Here is a 15,253-nt window from a genome sequence, read left to right on the forward strand (position 1 = left end):
AAAGTCCGCAAGGGAGAGCGAACCGAGCATGGACAAAAACCTACCGGACAATCGCATTGCAATCGTTGGCCGCGCCGGCCGCTTTCCGTCCGCGCGAAACGTCAGCGATTTCTGGACGTTGCTGTCCGAGGGCCGTTCGGCCGAACAGCGCCTCGGCGAGGCGGATCTGATTGCGGCCGGCGTGAGCCGCAGGAGGCTTGCCGATCCTGCTTATGTGCGGGTGGCCCATGTGTTGCCGGACATGGAGTGCTTCGACGCCGGCTTCTTCGGTTTCTCTCCGCGCGAAGCGTCCATCCTCGATCCGCAGCACCGCCATTTCCTCGAGTGCGGATGGGAGGCGCTGGAGGATGCCGGCTATGTACCCGAGCGCTTCGATGGTCGCATAGGGGTGTTCGCGGGTTCCGGCATGCAGGCCTATCTTCCCTTCAACCTTTTGACCAACCCCGAGCTCGTCGAGGAAATCGGCCTCTTCCTGTTGCGCCACACGGGCAACGACAAGGATTTCCTGCCGACACGCCTGTCCTACCTCCTGAACCTGACCGGCCCATCGGTCGCCGTCCAGACGGCCTGCTCGACCTCGCTTGTCGCCGTTCACACGGCGATCGGCTCGCTGCTGAACATGGAATGCGACATGGCGATTGCCGGCGGTGTGACGATCGAGCTCCCGCATCGCACCGGTTATCGTTACGAGGAAGGCGAGATCCTGTCGCCGGACGGCCTGTGCCGCGCCTTCGACGATGACAGCAAGGGGACCGTGTTCGGATCCGGCGCTGCCCTCGTCGTCCTGCGTCGCTACGAGGATGCGGTTGCCGACGGCGACGATATCAAGGCCGTGATCCTGGCCAGTGCGATCAACAATGACGGCGCTGGCAAGGCGAGCTATCTGGCGCCGTCTGTAGACGGCCAGGCGGAGGCGGCCGCCGAGGCGCTGGCGCTTTCGGGCATCGAGGCGCGAGAACTTTCCTACATCGAGACCCACGGCACCGGCACGCCGATCGGCGACCCGATCGAGCTTGCCGCGCTGAAGCAGGTCTATGGCTCAGCGCCGGCCGGTAGCATCGGGATTGGCTCGGTGAAGACCAATATCGGCCATCTGGACACCGCCGCAGGCGCGGCAAGCCTCATCAAGGTGGTGGAGGCCCTGCGGCACCGCCATCTGCCGGCGAGCCTGCATTTCAGGAAACCCAACAGTCGATTCGATTTCACGGACAGTCCCTTCCGGGTCGTGGCCGATGGACGCGAATGGACGTCTTTTTCTTCTGGGCCGCGTCGCGCGGCGGTGAACTCGCTCGGCGTTGGCGGCACGAACGCGCATGTCATCGTGGAAGAGGCGCCGGAGCGCCCGCGGCCTGCGTCGCGATCAGAATGGCGGCTCTTTACCTTTTCGGCCCGCAGCCCAGCAGCGCTGGAGCGCCAGCGCGAACAATGGAAGGCCTTTGCCGGCGGCGAGATGCCGGCAATCGAGGACATCGCGTTCACCCTGCGCGAGGGACGCCGGCATTTTCCGGAGCGCTTCGCGATCGCCGCCCGATCCGGCGACGATCTGAAGGGCGCACTCACGGCGAAGGCGACACCGCTGCGCCGGCATGGCAAGGCGGGCGCAGCGCCGCCGCGGATCATCTTCCTGTTTCCTGGTGGCGGTGCGCAGTATCCGGGTGCCGGCGCCGGCATGATGGCGGCCTCGCCGGTGTTCGCCTCGGCCGTTGACCAGTGCTTTGCTCTTTTGCCGGATTCGGTGCCCTCCGACCTGCGGCAGGTGATGTTCGGCGCGCGGCTCTCCGATGACATGGCACGCAGCAAGCTCGGCCGTTCGAGCTATGCCATTCCCGCCCTGTTCATTCTCGAATACGCCTATTCCAAGCTGTGGGAGAGCTGGGGTGTCCGGCCGGATGCGATCGTGGCGCACAGCGTCGGCGAATATGCCGGGGCGGTCGCCGCCGGCGTCATGGAGCTGTCCGACGCATTGCGGATCGTCACGCTGCGCGGCCAGGTTATGGAGCAGGCGCCCGCGGGTGCGATGACGGCCGTGCCGCTGGGCGAGTTGCACGTGCGCGAACTGATTGGCGAAGGACTAGACATCGCGGCCATCAATTCCGCGCAATCGACCGTCGTTTCCGGTCCGGTCGCCGGTATCGAGGCGTTGGAGGCGCGCCTTGCGGGCAGCGAGCACGAGGCACGTCGCATCCATATCGACGTTGCCGCCCATTCGCGTCAGTTGGACGATCAACTCGAACGATTCCGCGAAGGCTTGCAGGGGATTTCGTTCCGTCAGCCGACGGTGCCGATGGTGTCCTCGCTGCGCGGCAGCTGGGGCGACGGGCAGGATTTCGTTTCCATCGACTACTGGGTTCGCCACCTGCGCCACACGGTGCGCTTTGCCGACGCCGTGGCTGCGGTGCTGGAAGCGCCCGACAGCGTGGTGATCGAGGTCGGCCCCGGGCAGACGGTCGGCCCGCTGGTGGCGGCAGCCACCACCCGGAATGCGCCGCGCGCCATCCTGCCTTCGGCACCGCGTCCGCGAGACGCGGAGGACGAAATGGGCGTGGCGGTCGCCGCCCTCGGCGGCCTGTGGGCAAACGGGTTCGAACTGGATCCTGGCAAACTGCCCGGGCGTGAGGGACGGCGTGTGTCGCTGCCGACCTATCCGTTCGAGAAGGAACGTCACTGGATATCGCCCGGCCGCGGCAGGAGCGGGGAGGCGAACGAGGATGCCGCGCCTGTGCTTGCCCGCATCGCCGAACCGTCCGACTGGGTCGAGGTGCTGGACTGGGCGGAACGGCCGCGCTCCGGCGTTGCGGCCCCGCCCGACGGCAACTGGCTGGTGCTGGCTGGCGGCGACGCGGTTTCAGAAGCGGTGCTGACGAGACTGTCCGAAGCAGGGGCGCGGGTAAGCGTGCTCCGCGCCGGTGATGGCTTTGACGCCGTACCCGGCGGATATGTGCTGCGTCCGGATTCACAAGAGGATTTCGAGGCGTTGGCAGCTGCAATGCCGTCCGCGCCGGCAAAGGTGCTTGTCCTGTGGGGGCTCGATCCGGCAGTGGCGGACAAGGCCTTTGCAGCTTCCTACCTGCTGACCCGTTTCCTGCAGCAGTCAGACCCCGAACCGGGAGCGCGGCTGGTGATTGCCGCTGCGGGAGCGGCAGCCCTTCCCGACGAACGAGCGGTGCGTCCGACCGATGGTGCTCTGCTGGGCATCGTTCGTGTCGCTCCGCGTGAAGTCCCCGGGATGACCGCCGTCCTGGTGGATCTGGCACCTTCCGCCGATTCGCTGACGGCCGCAGCGCTTCTTGCCGAAGCCGCCGCTGACGGCGAAGCAGACCACGTGGCGCTTCGGGGACGGCGTCGCTTCGTTCGAACGCGGTCACGTGTTCCCGCCCCGGTTCCGGCGCGACTGCCCGAGAGGCTTCGCGCGGGCGGCGTCTATCTCATCACCGGAGGAACCGTCGGCATCGGACGCCAGCTCGCGCTGTGGCTCGCTGACGCGGCCGGCGCGCGACTTGCCTTGCTGTCTCGCTCGGCCGCAGAGGATGCAGCACTTCGGGCAGATATCGAAGCCGCCGGCGGCGCCGTCCTGTTTCTGGCCGCCGACGTGGCCGACGAGACGGCGGTGGCGCGGGCGATCGAGACGACGCGGTCGCGCTTCGGCGCGCTGCATGGCGTCGTCCATGCCGCCGGCGTCCTGAACGATGCCTCGCTTGCAAGCCAACCGCTTGCCGACGCACTTGCAGTGATGCGGCCCAAGCTGGAGGGCGCGATGGTGCTGAGCCGGCTTCTCCCGGAGGGCAGCCTCGATCTCTTCGCGGTGATCTCCTCTTCTTCCGTCGTGATCGGCGGAGCGGGGCAGGCGGCGTACGCGGCAGCCAATGCGGCGCTCGAATCGCTGGCCGCGGCCCGGTCAGACGGGTTCTCGATCGCCTGGGGGGCATGGCGCGACACGGGCATGGCGGCGCGGGCCTATGGCGCGGGCGACCGGCCGGAAGGAGACGCCCTGCTCGGCCAGCGCATCGACACGCCGGACGGCAGCGCCCGGTTCGAGACGGTCATCGATCCTCAGGCCGACTGGCGGGTTTCGGAACATGTGGTGGCTGGGCGGCCCGTGCTGTGCGGCACAGCCTATATGGAGCTGGCCCAGGCAGCGGCACGGGCGGTCATGGGAGGGGACGGCTTCGAGCTGGCAGCTCTTTCCTTCGCGTTGCCGATGACGTTCGAGGACATGCCGCGACGTGTCGCGATCCGGCTGCAGCCGCGCGCCGATGGCTACGACATGACGATCGAGAGCATCATCGGTTCGGAACGTGAACCGACCGAACACGTCCGGCTGCAGGTGCTGGCGACGCAGCCGGGCGGCGACAGCCTGCCAAGGCCGCTCGAGGTCGCACTGCTGAAGGGGGCACGGCTTGATGCAGGGAAGGCCCCGCAGCAGGGCATCATCGCATTCGGACCGCGGTGGAACTGCATCGAGGCGCTGCGCGCCGGCGACGACGTTGCCGAGGGCGAGTTCCGCCTTTCGGAGGCATTCGAGCGTGATCTGGAAGCCCATATCCTTCATCCGGCGCTGATGGACATGGCGGCCACGGTCGGTCTTCTGACCGTCGATCGGCTGGACGGCAAGCTGTGGGTACCGATGTCGATCGGGCGGATGCGCGTGTTTGGGCCGGTGCCCGCCGCGGTGACGGGCCGTGCTGTCCGGGTGGGCGGCGAGGCAGGCCGGTTCATCTCCTTCGACGTCGCGATTCTGGACGACGCGGGTCGACCGGTCGTCATCCTCGAGAATTTCGCGATGCGCGCGGTGGAGCTGGATGGTTTCGCTGCCGCGGCGAAGCCGAGCCTGACGACGCAGCTTCTTGCCACAGGCATCCGGGTAGCCGAAGCGCCGGCGCTCTTTGCCCGCGTCTTCGCACATCCCGGCCGGCAACTGGTCGTCTCCCCCGTTTCGCTCGATCATGTTCGCCTTGCCATTGCCGAGGTTGCGGCGCCGCCGAGCACGCGTCCGGTCCGGCAGGGTGGCGGCGGCAGGATAAACGACCCCGTCACGGCGCAGCTTTCCACGATCTGGGGCGAAATCCTCGGGGTGAGCGACGTCGGGCCGGAGGACGATTTCTTCGCGCTCGGCGGGCATTCTCTCAACGCGGTGCGGATGTTCGCCCGCGTCCGCAAGGAGCTCGGCGCCTCGCTTCCGCTGGCGTCGTTGTTCCAGGCTTCGACGCTCAGCGGACTTGCCGCACTCGTGCGCGAGCAGGTTCCCGCCGACGAGGTAACGGTGCCGCCACCGGCGGCTGTGGCTCCGTCGGCGGCGGCGCTCGCGACCGCGCAGGCGCCGGCGATGGACATACGCCGGCTTGGAATGACGGAAGGGCAACGCGAGATCGCGGCCGCGATCAGCATCAATCCTTCCGCATCGCTCTCCTATAACCTGTCCTTCAGTCTCCATCTCGACACGGCAATCGATTCGGGGACTTTGCGGGCGGCGCTTGAGGATCTGGTGGCGCGCCACGACAGCCTGCGCGCCTCCTTCGACGTGGACAACGTCACGCTGACGATCCATCCGCACCGGGACGTGTCCTTCGAAGAGGAGGATCTGTCCGGCCTCTGCGAACTGGAGCAGCGCGCCCGGCGAAATTCGCTTCACGCCGATTTTGGCGCCAGACCGTTCGATCTCGTGAACGGGCCGGTGTTGCGCACCTTGTTGCTGCGGCTGTCGCCGGCAAGGGCCGAGATCATCCTGTTCGTTCATCACATCGCCTGCGACGGCTGGTCGATGGGCGTGTTGCTTTCCGATCTCGCGCAGCTTTATACCGCACGGCTGCACGGCCGGCAGGCTGCATTGCCGCCGGCGACGAGCATTGCCGAACTGGTCGCAGCCGAAACCGAGTGGGCATCGAGCGCAGATGCTGCGCGTCACCGAGCCTACTGGCTGGAGAAGTATGCCGGACCGTTGCCTGCAATCGACATTCCGACCGACTGGCCCTATCCGGTGGCGCGCGGGACGCAGGCCGATCGCGTGGAGACCCGGATCGATGCGAACCTGGAGGCCGCCTTGCGGGCGCGGGCGCAGGAAGCCGGGACATCGCTGCGCAATCTGGTCTTCTCCGCGTTCCGGTTCTACCTGTCGCGCCTGACGCGATCGAGCGACGTGGTGATCGGCCTGCCGGCCTCCGGTCAGCTTTCGCATCGCCTCGAAGGGGCGGTCGGCCACGGGGTCAGCCTGCTGCCCGTTCGCGGCACGATCGAACCCGATATCAAGCTCGGCGAACTGCTGTCGCAGACGCGGCAGGAACTGCTGGAGGCGCTCGACCACCAGAACTACACCTATGGCTCGCTGATGCGCGACCTGCAGGTTCCGCGCGACCCCTCGCGCCTGGCGCTCGTGCCCGTCGTCGTCAATATCGACGGGCTTGCCGACATCGGCGAACTGACTTTTGGCGACGCTCCGGCGTACCTCGACGTCAATCCGACCGGGCACGAGTATTTCGAGCTGTTCTTCAACCTGTTCGATGCGCCCGGACGCGTGGAACTGTCGTGGAACTACGCCACCGAGCTTTTCGAAAGAGAAACCGTAAATCACCATGCGGCGAACTTCCGCCAGTTCCTCGATGCGATCGGCTCGGCGCCGGATGGCTTGAAGGCCAGCGTCTCCGCACTCCTGCGGGGCGATACCAGCCGCCCGGCGAGCGGCAGCCACATCGACCCGGCCGCGGCCGGACCGCAGACCATTCCGGAAATCTTCAGCGCGGTCGTCGCGCGTGCTCCCAACCAGGTCGCGGTGCGCTACCTCGACCAGGCCATGGACTACGCGACGCTCGATGCGCGCTCCGACGCGCTGGCCGCACTGCTCGCCTCCGAAGGCGTGCGCCACGGCGACCTGGTGGGAATATCGTCGAACCGTTCTTTGCTCCTGCCCGTGGCGGTCATGGGCGCGTTGAAGGCCGGGGCGGGTTACGTGCCTTTCGACGTGACGCTGCCGCCTGACCGGCTGCAGTTCATGGCACGCGATACCGGCATCAAGGTGCTGCTCGGCGACTGCGACGCGGTTGCCAAGACCGGCGTGCGGGGGATCCGGATGGAGGACTTTCCGACCGAGGTGCGGGATGCGCCGGAGCCGGGCGTGACCGGAGAGACGATCGCCTATGTGATGTTTACGTCGGGCACAACCGGCGTGCCGAAGGGGGTGGTCTTGCCGCACCGGTCGGTTATCCGGCTGCTGCGCGATACGGACTGGCTGCGGCTGGGGCCGGAGACGGTGACGCTGCATTCGTCGGCATTCGCCTTCGACACGTCGATCATCGACCTGTTTGCGGCGCTGCTGCACGGCGGAACGATCGTGGTGCCGCCGGACGGCACGCTGTCCATCTCCGATCTCTCCGATGCGATCGAGAGCAACGGCGTCAATACGCTGTGGTTGACCTCCGGCCTGTTCCATGCCGTGGCGGACACGCGGCCGGGGGCCTTTGCACGGGTGGATCAGGTCGTGGTCGGCGGCGACGTGGTCTCTCCCGTCCACGTCGCGCAGGTGATGGCTGCCTGCCCTGGGCTGACCGTGATCAACGGCTACGGCCCGACGGAAAGCAACGTGACAAATGCCCATGCGGTCACCGCAGGCGATCTCGAGCGTGGGTTGCCGCTGCCGATCGGCAAGGCCATTCCCGGCACGCAGATCTACATTCTCGACGACGCGCTGCAGCCGGTGCCGACCGGTATGATCGGCGAGCTGTGTATCGCTGGCAGGGGCCTGGCGCTCGGCTACTGGAACCGGCCGGAACTGACCGCGCAGAGGTTCGTCAAGGCGCCGTGGGACCCGCAGCTCATCCTCTACCGATCCGGCGACCTGGCGATGGATCCGGGCGACGGGATCATCCGCTTCTTCGGCCGGGCCGATACGCAGGTCAAGGTGCGGGGATTCCGCGTGGAACTGACCGAAATCGAAGGGGCGCTGGAGAGCCATCCGGCGATCAGGCAGGCCGTGGCCGTGGCAAGGGTGCCGGAGGGGCAGTCCGACAAGATTCTCGTCGCCTATTTCCTGGCGGACGGTGAAGCTCCCTCTTCGCGGGAGTTGTCAGAGCACGTCGCGGCGTTGCTTCCCGATTTCGCCCGCCCGGCCTTCTATGTTCCGGTTGATGAAATTCCGCTCAACCACAACGGCAAGGTCGACCGCGGCCGGCTGCCGACGGTGAGGCTTGACACGGTGGCAGACCCGGCGGCAGAGGCGCCGCAAGGGGAGATCGAAATTCGGCTCGCCCAGATCTGGTGCGAAGTACTCGGCGTGGAACGGGTCGGAGCTGGCGCCAATTTCTTCGCGCTTGGCGGACACTCGCTGCTGGCGGTCCGGCTGTTCGACCGCATTCGCCGTGAGTTCGGCCACGACCTGCCGATTTCGACGCTCTTCCGCAACCAGACCGTCCGTCAGCTTGCAGCCTTGCTGGAACGCGAGACCGTGTCGGTGGAAGGACCCGACGCGCCCTGGGATACCAGCACCGTGATCGATCCCGGGCCGGAGGGTGGGGGCGTTCCCTTCTTCGTCGTCGGCGGCGTCGGCGGCAACGTCAACAACCTGTTCGAGCTCGGGACGCTTCTCGGCCGCAAGCGACCGGCCATCGGCTTCCAGACCCGAGGCGTGCAGGGGCATACGCCGCATGCCAGTATCGAGGAAATGGCGGCGGAGAACATCCGCTACATGCGCCGGCACCAGCCGGAAGGCCCCTATGTCCTTGCCGGCTACTCGGGCGGTGCCTACACGGCCCTCGAGATGACACGGCAACTGGAGGCGGAGGGCGCCATTGTCGAACGCCTCTTCGTCCTCGATACCTATGCCCCGGGATTTGCGAAGGATTTCAGGCCGCTGGTGCGGCTGACGCCGCGCCAGCGGCTTGAGAACGAAATCTCGCTGATGCAGGGCGAGGGGCTCGGCTATTTCTGGAAACGCGTAGCGGCCAAGGCGCGCCATGTGTTCCAGCGCGGTCCGGTGCTGGAACTGATGAAGCATTTCAACCTGCCGCTCTACAGGCAAAGACAGGTCGAGCGGCTGTGGATGGCGGCAGCGCGCCGGTATGAAGGCGGGCCGATCAAGGCACCGGTCACGCTGTTCCGCGCGCGGCCGCTGCATCTGGTGCAGAAGCTGACGCTGGAGCAGGACCCGACGCTTGGCTGGAAGGCTTTTGCGGCTGAGCACCGGCTAGACACGCCCTGGGTCAAGGGCGATCACTTGAGCATGCTGCGCAAGGAGAATGCGCGGAAGCTGGCTGCGTTGATCGAGGAGCGACTGTCCTAGCGACTTCTGAAAGTGGTATCGGGCGCAATCAGGGGTGTGCCCGGCCTGCCTGCGGTCGCCGCGCACGTACGTTCAAACCACCCAGGAAGGGCGTTGCCGTCTGCTTGGCTAAGGTCCCCTCGTTTTCGGGCTGAGCCGGTTTGCGCTGCGGTGGACTAATCGGCGGGCTGCAGGTGTTGCTGCAGAAACGCTTCGATCGCGGGGAAGAGGCCGTGCTTGTGCAGGTCCGCATGGCCGCCTTCAAGCTCGACATATTCTTTCGGGTCCGGCGCTTCCTGGAATAGCTGGCGTGCGCGTTCGACGGGCAAGGCCTGATCCCTTGCGCCATGAATGAACAGCTTCGGCCCCTTGATGTCCTGCACACGGTCGACGATGTCGTAGCGTTCGGCCCACATGAGGCGGCACAGGGGGAGGCCGAAATAGTGGTCTTCGAGGTACAGGCAATTGCGGTAGGGAGCGGCCTCGAAGATGGCCGCTCCGAACGGGCGCTCGGCCGCGAGGCGGCTGCCGACGCCGGTGCCGAGGCTGAAGCCGTAGAGGACACGTTCCTGTGGCAGGACGGGCCGGCCGAGGAGGGTATCCAGCTGGTCATAGAGAGCGCGCGCGTCGCGGGAGAAGTTTTTCTCGCTCGGTGTTCCGGCGGTGGCGCCGGAGCCACGATACTCCATCATCACGATGCCATATCCCGCATCGATCAGCGGAAGGATACGGGCCATCGAGGCGCCAATGCTCGACTGGTTGCCGTAAAGTGCGAGCATGACGGGTCGACCGGGGGCGGGATCGGCGATCCAGGCGTGGACCGGTGCTCCGTCCTCGGACAGGTAGCTGACGATGCGCACCGTCTCGGGCAGGCCGAATGCGGTCGGGATGCTCGGATTGGGATCGAAGCGATAGATGCCATAGGTCTGAAGCGCCCAGACGCTGCCGAATACGGCAACGGCGACCATCGCCAGCGTGCCGAGGATCACCTGAAAAACGCTCATCCGAGCCTCCGTATTCCTCTGGCGTCAGGCGAGTGCCTGGCTCAGGAATGCGCATTTCGATCGAAGGTAGCGGTCGCATCCCCCGTCGGCAACTCGACCATCCGGGTGATGCAGTCTGGACCCTGGACGGTCCTTTCGGCCGCCGGGTTCAACCGTCCGCGGCCGGCAAGCGTATGGAAACGCGCAGGCCCGGGGATCCATTAGCGAGCTGGAGGTCTCCGCCGACGGACTGGACGATGCTTTCGCTGATCGCGAGGCCGAGACCTGCGCCTCCGCTGCTAGTGTCGAGCCGCGCGCCGCGACGCAGCACGTGCCCGAGTTTTTCCTCCGGAATTCCAGGCCCGTCGTCGGCAATCTCGATCAGGATCGAATTGTCGTCCCGCGCGCCGGCTATCGAAACTGCCGAGCGGCCGTAGCGCACGGCGTTTTCGGTCAGATTGCCCAGCAGTTCGGAAAGATCGTCGGCGTCGAGGCGGGCGTAGAGCCCGTTCGGCACATCCACCGTCCACTCTATAGCTTCGGCGGCCGGCGTACGGCAGATGACGGAGACAACATTGCTGACCGCGCGCTTGACATCGGAGCGTATCGCATGCGGCTGGCCCGCCATGCGCGCGCGCGCCATCTCATGATCGACCAGCCGGCGCATCACCTGGATGAGTGCCTCAATCTCGGCGGCGGCTTCGGTCTGCCCACGTTGCTTCAGCCGCAACACGTCGCCTGACAGTGCCTGCAGCGGCGTCTTGAAGGCGTGTGCAAGTTCCGATGCCCGTTCCCGCGCCTTTTTCAGCTGGTCGTCGCGCGAGACCAGCAGTGCGTCCACTTCCGCCGTCAGAGGCCGAACCTCGTCGGGAAAATCGGTGCCGAGGCGTTGCGTCTCGCCGCTGCGGATTGTCGCGATACGGGAGCGCAAGTCCGACAGGGGCTTCAGGCCGATCAGGATCTGGGCGAGGCTCGCAGCCATCAGGACTGCGGCCAGAAGTGCCAGAAACGGCGCAAGATTGCGGCGGAACGCTGCGGTCGCCCTTGCGATGTCGGAGCGGTCTATGCCAACGGCGGCGATGATCGGGCGATCGCCGAGGCTTTGGCGCGGAATGATCTCGCGGGCAAGCACGAGGAGATTGGCATCGGCCGGTCCCTTCAGCGAAAACTCGCGCGGTGCGGAAGTCGACAGGGGCGGAAGATCCAACGCCTCGTCCCACAGCGAACGCGACCGGCGCTCGAAACCATCGCCCTCAATCTGCCAGTAGAGGCCGGAGAGCGGCGTCTGAAAACGGGGGTCTATCGGCGGACGGATCATTTCGACCGTTCCGTTCCGGTCCGGCCCGAGGCCCGCGATCGTCTGGTCGAGATGAAGGCGCAGTTCGTCCACCACCCGGCGTTCGACATGCTTCTCGAAGAGAAACGACAAGCCGAAAAAGGCGATGACGAGCGCGACGCTGATCGAGGCGGCGCCCGCAAGAGCCAGACGAAGCCGCAGGGAATGGCGCGAGATCACACGCTGTCACCCATGACGTAGCCGAACCCGCGCCGTGTCGAAATCACGTCGCTGCCGAGCTTCTTGCGCAGCCTTGCGATCATCGCCTCCAGTGCGTTTCCGTCTCTGGAGAAGTCGTCGCCATAGACGTGATCCTGCAGCTCCGAGGCTGGCACGACACGGCCGCGATGATGGGCGAGATAGCTGACGAGACGATACTCGAAGGGCGTGAGGTTCAGCGGCATGCCATCGACGACGACGCGCATTGTCCGGGTATCGACGACCAGACTGGCAACCTCGATGGTGGCAGCGCCGTGACCGACCGAACGGCGGATAAGCGCCCGGATGCGGGCCAGCAGTTCCTCGAACTGGAAGGGCTTCGGCAGATAGTCGTCGGCGCCGGCATCGATGCCCTCGACGCGCTCGGCCCAGCTTCCGCGGGCCGTCAGCACAAGGACGGGCATGTGCCGGCCGCTCATGCGCCATTGCTTGAGGATGCTGATACCGTCCATGCCAGGAAGGCCCAGGTCGAGCACGACGAGGCCATAGTCCTCGGTATCGCCGCGGAACCAGGCGTCCTGGCCGTTATGCGTCACGTCGACGGCATAGCCCGCCGCCGTCAGAACGGTTCTGACGTCCTCGGCAATGCGCTTGTCATCTTCCGCAACCAGCAGTCTCAATCGTCATCCTCGCCGTCCAGGATTTCCGCGGTCTTCGCATCGACCTCGACCTCGACGACGCGACCCGACGGATCGATGATCTCGATCTCGTAGACATATTTCCCGTCGTTCCGTTCGAACTCGATTTCGATGATATCGCCCTGGAACTGTTTTCGCACGACCTCGATGATTCTATCCAGTGGCAGCACCTCGCCTTTCCGCAGGGCCTCGCGCGCTTCGTAATGTTCGCGGGTGTCGTCGACATCGTCGACGTCCGGCGGCGATGCCTCGCTCAGCGCCATCGCAGGATAAAGCACGGCGCAGGCGGCCAGAAGCCGCAGCCCGAGGCGTTTCACATGTGTTTTCTGGGTCATGCCTCCTGCATAGCGGGGAGAAGCTGACAATTCGCTGACAGGCGCTGTCAGCTTGCCAAAAGGCAGAATCGGCCAAGGTCCGGCCATTCAACGGCGCCGGTCCGGTCCGGCCGGTGGCGCCTCAAGCAAAACGAAAGGATGCTGCATATGGCCAGACTGAAGGGCACGACGAGAGCCGATGTTCTCAAGGGATCGGCTTGGGCCGACGACATCTACGGCGGCAACGGCAACGACAAGCTGTACGGCTCTGCCGGCAATGACGATCTCGAGGGCGGTGCCGGCAACGACCGGCTGGACGGAGGCGCGGGCCATGACGAGCTCGAAGGCGGCAGCGGCAACGACACGCTGATCGGCGGCGGCGGCAATGACGATATGGAAGGCGGAGCGGGCAGAGACCTGTTCGTCTATTCCTCCGGCCGCGACGAGATCGATGACTTCAGCACGCGCGACGACACCATCAGCCTTGATGCCTCGCTGGGCGTCACGTCCTTCAGTCAGCTGATGACCAAGGCCCGCCAGGTGGACGAGGGCGAGGACGTGCTGTTCAATTTCGGCAGCGGCAACACGCTGCTGCTGGAAGATGTGAAGCTCTCCAGCCTCAAGGCCTCGCATTTCGGTTTCTCATCCGGTGCGTCCGCGGATGCTTCTGCGGCCAGTGGCCAGTTCAAGGGTACGAGCAAAGCCGACACGTTCAGCGGCGGTGCCGGCAACGACAAGATCTGGGGATACTCCGGCAATGACGTCCTCAAGGGCGGCAGTGGTCATGATGACATCTATGGCGGCAATGGTAACGACAAGCTCTACGGCGGCAACGGCAATGACGAGATCGAGGGCGGTTCCGGCAACGATCTGCTTTACGGCGGAAATGGCCATGACGAACTCGATGGCGACAAGGGCAACGACAAGCTCTACGGTGGCAATGGCAACGACGACCTCGAAGGCGGTGCCGGCGACGACTGGCTGGACGGCGGCAATGGCCGCAACGAGCTGAAGGGTGGCAGCGGCGCAGACACCTTCGTCTTCAAGACCGGAATCACGGAGATCGAGGACTATCGCGCCGGAACGGACACCGTCATCGTCGCCAAGTCACTCGGCGTCTCGAATTTCGACGATCTCGTACAACTTGCGACGGCTGTCGACGGCGGCGACGACCTGCGCTTCGATTTCGGCGGTGCAAGGCTCACCTTCGAGGATACGAAGCTGGGTGAACTGAAGGCTGGCGATTTCCTGTTTACCTGACCGTTCATCGCCTCAGAGGTGCTGTTCATCCCTTGCCATCCCGTCGAAAGCGGGGTGGCATTTTTCGTCCTGGCGCGCCGGTTCCCACCATGGGGCAAGGTTAACGCAAGATTGACGCCCTATCTCCGGGCGATGGACCTGTCGCTGCAAAGTTGCGACAAGCACCGAATCTGCGCCGATTCTGTTCACGATCGGGCGGCCGGAAGACGAAAGGACGACATGATGTCGGAAGACGTGCGCCATGACGGCGAAGTGTGCAACGAGACCCTGGCGCTGCTGATCGAGGGCGGCAGCGGCGACGTTCTGACCGACCTGCTCGTCAGCGCACTGCAGGACGCCTTTCGAATTCTCGTCGACGAAATGCCCACGGACGCCTATCATTGAACGGTGCTTCGCGGGGCGGCGATTGCGACCGCGTTGCGTGGTGAAAATGCCCTGCTCACCTCCCGCCGGTGGTTGCCGGAGATGCTATTCGCCCTTGAACTGCGGGCTGCGCTTTTCAACGAAGGCGGCCATGCCTTCTTTCTGGTCGGCGGTGGCGAAAAGGGAATGGAACAGGCGGCGCTCGAACAGGATGCCTTCGCGCAGGCTCACTTCCAGGGACCGTTCTACCGCCTCGCGCGCCGCCGTCGTCGCCATTTTTCCATAGCCGGCTATGGTCTCCGCTGCCTTCAGCGCTTCTTCCATCAGCTTGTCGGCCGGTATGACGCGGGCGACGAGGCCGCAGCGCTCGGCCTCCGCCGCATCCATCATCCGCCCGGTCAGGATCAGGTCCATCGCCTTGGACTTGCCGACGAGCCTGGTCAGCCGCTGCGATCCCCCCATCCCGGGAATGACGCCGAGCTTGATTTCCGGCTGGCCGAACATGGCGGTGTCGGCGGCAAAGATGATGTCGCACATCATCGCCAGCTCGCAGCCGCCGCCGAGAGCGTAGCCGGAGACGGCGGCAATTTTCGGCGTGCGAAAGGCTGCGAATCGATCCCAGGCAGCAAAGAAGTCGTCGTTGTACATTTCCGAAAACGACTTATCGGCCATCTCCTTGATATCCGCGCCCGCGGCAAATGCCTTGTCGGAGCCGCGCAGGACAAAGCAACCAACGCCGGTATCGCGGTCGAGCGGGGCGAGCTCTTCGGCCATCGCCCGCATGATTTCCGAATTCAGCGCGTTGCGCGCTGCCGGCCGGTTCAAGGTGACGATGACGACGCGCCCCTGGCGTTCGACGATGATCGGTTTGTCCAACGGTCTTCTCCTGTCTTCCA

At 65.5% G+C, this 15,253-nt stretch carries 8 protein-coding genes; 3 read left to right on the plus strand and 5 right to left on the minus strand.

Annotated elements, in window-relative coordinates:
- Nucleotides 1–28 precede the first annotated feature (28 nt).
- Nucleotides 29–9,265 (plus strand): non-ribosomal peptide synthetase/type I polyketide synthase, encoded by a 9,237-nt coding sequence (locus CRO48_RS07725; RefSeq protein WP_176526681.1) that lies wholly within the window; start codon nt 29–31, stop codon nt 9,263–9,265.
- Nucleotides 9,266–9,420: 155 nt separating this feature from the next.
- Here CRO48_RS07725 and CRO48_RS07730 read toward each other — a convergent pair whose 3' ends face one another.
- The 4 genes from CRO48_RS07730 to CRO48_RS07745 all read right to left on the minus strand — a co-directional run bounded on the left by CRO48_RS07730 (nt 9,421) and on the right by CRO48_RS07745 (nt 12,755).
- On the minus strand, nt 9,421–10,248 hold the full coding sequence (locus tag CRO48_RS07730; RefSeq protein WP_097137846.1) for an alpha/beta hydrolase: 828 nt from the start codon (nt 10,246–10,248) through the stop codon (nt 9,421–9,423).
- Between the two features lie 148 nt (nt 10,249–10,396).
- Nucleotides 10,397–11,743: a sensor histidine kinase gene (locus CRO48_RS07735; protein ID WP_097137848.1), complete on the minus strand. Its 1,347-nt coding sequence runs from the start codon at nt 11,741–11,743 to the stop codon at nt 10,397–10,399.
- A complete protein-coding gene (locus CRO48_RS07740) occupies nt 11,740–12,402 on the minus strand; it encodes a response regulator transcription factor (RefSeq protein ID WP_097137850.1) in 663 nt (220 codons plus the stop codon). Before CRO48_RS07740 ends, CRO48_RS07735 begins: the two co-directional genes overlap by 4 nt.
- Nucleotides 12,399–12,755 carry a PepSY domain-containing protein gene (locus CRO48_RS07745; RefSeq protein WP_176526682.1) on the minus strand — a complete coding sequence of 119 codons (357 nt, stop codon included), beginning with the start codon at nt 12,753–12,755 and terminating at the stop codon, nt 12,399–12,401. The genes CRO48_RS07740 and CRO48_RS07745 overlap by 4 nt, the downstream gene beginning before the upstream one ends.
- Nucleotides 12,756–12,902: 147 nt before the next feature.
- On the opposite strand from CRO48_RS07745, the gene CRO48_RS07750 reads away from it, so the two are divergent.
- Nucleotides 12,903–13,994: a calcium-binding protein gene (locus CRO48_RS07750; protein ID WP_176526683.1), complete on the plus strand. Its 1,092-nt coding sequence runs from the start codon at nt 12,903–12,905 to the stop codon at nt 13,992–13,994.
- A gap of 54 nt (nt 13,995–14,048) precedes the next feature.
- On the plus strand, nt 14,049–14,378 hold the full coding sequence (locus tag CRO48_RS32095; RefSeq protein ID WP_176526684.1) for a hypothetical protein: 330 nt from the start codon (nt 14,049–14,051) through the stop codon (nt 14,376–14,378).
- Nucleotides 14,379–14,462: 84 nt separating this feature from the next.
- Here the strand turns inward: CRO48_RS32095 and CRO48_RS07760 are convergent, their stop codons facing one another.
- Nucleotides 14,463–15,233 carry an enoyl-CoA hydratase gene (locus CRO48_RS07760; RefSeq protein WP_097137857.1) on the minus strand — a complete coding sequence of 257 codons (771 nt, stop codon included), beginning with the start codon at nt 15,231–15,233 and terminating at the stop codon, nt 14,463–14,465.
- Nucleotides 15,234–15,253: the final 20 nt, after the last annotated feature.

The organism is Rhizobium subbaraonis (assembly GCF_900220975.1).
Classification (GTDB): Bacteria; Pseudomonadota; Alphaproteobacteria; order Rhizobiales; family Rhizobiaceae; genus Mycoplana; species Mycoplana subbaraonis.